Source organism: Streptomyces sp. NPDC029138 (genome assembly GCF_055564375.1).
The window spans coordinates 1-3,266 of record NZ_JBVHWM010000142.1 but is presented as its reverse complement, the minus strand read 5'-3'; the positions used below and the strand labels follow the sequence as shown (position 1 = coordinate 3,266).

The 3,266-nt window shown below is 72.6% G+C and carries 3 protein-coding genes and 1 tRNA gene; 2 read left to right on the top strand and 2 right to left on the bottom strand.

What is annotated here, in order from left to right; genetic code table 11:
- Window positions 1-206: 206 nt before the first annotated feature.
- Entirely contained in the window at window positions 207-1,211 is a 1,005-nt protein-coding gene (locus ACZ4WH_RS43915) for a helix-turn-helix domain-containing protein (RefSeq protein WP_468191951.1), read from the bottom strand.
- A gap of 761 nt (window positions 1,212-1,972) precedes the next feature.
- Here ACZ4WH_RS43915 and ACZ4WH_RS43910 point away from each other — a divergent pair.
- Entirely contained in the window at window positions 1,973-2,410 is a 438-nt protein-coding gene (locus ACZ4WH_RS43910) for a hypothetical protein (protein ID WP_468191946.1), read from the top strand.
- 38 nt (window positions 2,411-2,448) lie between these two features.
- The gene (locus ACZ4WH_RS43905) at window positions 2,449-2,772 is read left to right on the top strand and encodes an endonuclease domain-containing protein (RefSeq protein ID WP_468191954.1); all 324 of its coding nucleotides are present in this window, start codon (window positions 2,449-2,451) and stop codon (window positions 2,770-2,772) included.
- A gap of 405 nt (window positions 2,773-3,177) precedes the next feature.
- Here ACZ4WH_RS43905 and ACZ4WH_RS43900 read toward each other — a convergent pair.
- Window positions 3,178-3,251: transfer RNA gene (locus ACZ4WH_RS43900), tRNA-Met, on the bottom strand.
- Between the last annotated feature and the right edge of the window lie 15 nt (window positions 3,252-3,266).

The following is a 3,266-nucleotide window of genomic DNA, read 5'->3' as shown; positions in this document are numbered from 1 at the left end:
CCCCCCCCCCCCCCCCCCCCCCCCCCCCCCCCCCCCCCCCCCCCCCCCCCCCCCCCCCCCCCCCCCCCCCCCCCCCCCCCCCCCCCCCCCCCGCCTGTGTAGGTAGGGACGGGATGACTTCAGCGTGGCAGCGATCGGCACGCGTCTCCGCAACCGCGTGCCCGTGACGTACGACCACCGGCGTTCCGAACCGCCGGGCGAGCCGTTCACAGCCAGCCGCGTCGCGACGCCTGCCAGGCGAGTTGCATGCGGGTCACCGCGCCGACGCGCTCCATCATCCCCTGGATACGGCGCTGGACCGTCCGGCGGCTCAGCCCCATCTGCGAGGCGATCGCCTTGTCGGCGACTCCGGCCACGAGCAGCGACAACAGCTTGCGGTCGGTGGCCGAGAGCGAGTCGGCCGCACCGGCCCCGTCGGCCCCCGCGAGCATGCCGGCACCGTCGATGTCCAGGGGGACGGCGTCCTCCCAGTAGCAGTCGAAGAGGGCGATCAGGGCCGCGAGCAGATTGCTGTCCCTGACCAGCGCCGTGGTCGGCTCCTCCGGGCTGCCGTGCGGCCCACCGGCCACGAGGGGGAAGACGGCTACGGAACGGTCGGCGATGGCCAGACGCAACGGCAGGTGGGGCACGGCACGAGCCACCTCGCCGGCCCGTACACCCGCCACCACGTTCTCCAGAGCGCCTTCGTCGTCGAAGAACGCCTTCTCGTACAGCACTCGGTAGCGAACGCCCCGGGCCAGCGCCTCGAACTCCTCGGCATTGGTGCCCGACGGCATGGCCACGTACTGGGCCTTGCAGAACCACAGCATCTCGTGGCGCGCGCTCGACTGGATCTGCCGGAGCTGCTGACGCAGAGCCTCTGCCCCCGTGATCACCTCCAGCAACTGGCCGGCGTCATGTCTGCGCATCGTCTCCCGATAGGACTCGATGAGACGTGCGGCCTCGAACCGGGCCAGATCCAGCGCGTCGGCGCTGCGCTTCAACCGGGGCAGCAGCGCCGCCTCCGGCGGAGCGGGACGGAACACCCGGGGTGTCCCGTCCGTATGGGTGGCAAGGCCCTTGGAGACCAGTGAGTCCAGGATCCGCTCGGTCTCCGCGTCGGTCAGACGGGCCCGCTGGGCGATGTCCCCCGTGGTGGCCCGACCGGACGCCACGAGCATCTGGTAGAGGGATTCCTCCTCGGGCGAGACGCCAGCCGCCTCCAGCGCCACGGACGCCTCCCGGAATCTTGGAATCCAACGGTTGAGTAGCGTACTACGGTGAGCCGTGCGGCCCGGCGGCCTCGTGGTGGTCGCCGGGCGTCTGGGAGGGAACGGAGGCCGCACGGGCTCACCCGGCGGGCGTCAGGCCACCGGGACCATGGCCTCCTGGGTGGCCGGTACGGCCCGGGCGATCGCCGGGCGGTACGGCCTCGGGCCATCGCTGGTGCCGGCGTCGTGGTCGTGGTGATCACCTTGCGGTACACCGCCTCGTACCCGGCCGCCATGGTCGCCGGCTGGAAGTGGTCGACGACATGGTCGCGGCAGGCCAGGGGATGAGCGCGCCGACCGCCTCGATCGCCTCCGGCGGCTCGTCGGGACGATGCCGCATTCGGCGCCGCCTGGTTGGTCCTGCGGCCCTCGCACGCTCGCGGGCGGGCAGGGCGCACGCTCGTGGGCGGGCAGGACCCGGGACCGCACGACATCGTGGCCGCCCTCGTCGATCCCCTGCGCGGGATGCCCCTGCTGCTCAAGCGATTCCGCGGGGACACGGACGAGAACTACGGCAGCGACCAACGCTGTCCGAGGTCGTGGCCAGGCTCAAGGCGGCTGCGGCAGTTTGCCGCTGACGGCTCTGTCAGCGTTGTCGTCTGCGTGACGGCACGCACCACGAACGGCACCCGTGCGAGAAGCGGCGCTCGGGAGCCGTTCTGCTGCCGCAGCGTGCCGGCGGCCCCGGCCCGACTGTCAGTGCCGTAGGCCAGCATTCCCCCATGGCCGGCCTGGACGAACTGCCCCCGTACCGACGCGCACAGCTGTTGTGGCGCTGGGCCCATCAGGGGGTCGCGTTCGTCGAGGACCTGGTCCGCGATGCCGAGAAGCGGCACTGTCGCCTGCCGTCTCCTCCACCCGGGCCGCCCGGCAAGACTCTCTCGGTGCCCGGCGACGACGGCCGGTTCCACCTCGAGCGGGCGGGCCGGATGCTGTGCGGGGAGACGGAGATCGCCGGCGCCTGGAGTCACCGCCATCACTGCGTGTGGATCGAGCGGGACCGCGGACCACAGGAGTGGATGGGCGGCCGGGTGGACGATGCCGACACGGTGGTCCGGGGCTCCCTCGTTGTCGAGTGGCCGGTACGGGCGACCGGCCCGGGTGTGGATCCGGGCACCGTCGACCGGCCGGCCCGCTGCCGGGGCGGTCGTACGAGCTGAGGCAACTGTGACCGCCACGTCCCGTCCGCACGGCGTCCATCCGGCGCCTGCGTGCCGCGCTGGTCGTCGCGCTCGGCGCCGACTGCCACCTGTGCGGCCTGCGTCCCGGGGCGATGGTCGACCACGACCATCAGACGGGCCAGGTGAGGGGGCTTCTGTGCGCCTTCCGCAACCGGGTGCCGGAGGAGTGCCCGCACCTCACCGGCTGTCCCAGGGCCGACCGTCTGCTCGTGCCGCCGGCGGCCGGGCTGGACCTCATCTACCCGGCCAACCAGCAGTGGCGGCCCGAGGAAACCACCCGCCGGCGGGTGATCGAGCAGCTCGGGTTCGATCCCTTCGAGGGACTGCGCCCGCCCTCGTAGGCGCTGTGGCTGCGACTGTCCGACACCGAGGTGCCCTGCCACGATCCCAGGTACACGGCGCGCACGACGTACCTGACGAGCGACGGCAGCGCCGCCTGCCGGCGTGGCGGTCCTCTGCCCGGGTCCGCCCGGCTCGACCGCTTCGCCTACTTCGAGTAGAGAACGCATCCGCACTGCAAACGGGCGGGCCGCCGCGGTCGACCCGCGGGTGGTGGTGGAGTAGACGGCGACGGCGCAGGCCCCTGTAGGGCGCATGCCGCGCATCAACTCGTCCGACATGGGGGGTGCGGACACGGTGGGGTCACGGCTCGGCCGCGGCCGGCTGAGCAGTTTCGCGTGATGTTCGGCCTGCGATCGGAGGAACGCGTCAGGGGGCCCGGCTGATGCCGGGCCCCCTGACTTTCGTAGCGGGGACAGGATTTGAACCTGCGACCTCTGGGTTATGAGCCCAGCGAGCTACCGAGCTGCTCCACCCCGCGTCGGTGGTGCCACTC

Excerpts from the sequence above, each read along its gene's own strand:
- ACZ4WH_RS43910 (WP_468191946.1), top strand. The coding sequence starts at position 1,973 with ATGGCCGGCCTGGACGAACTGCCCCCGTACCGACGCGCACAGCTGTTG.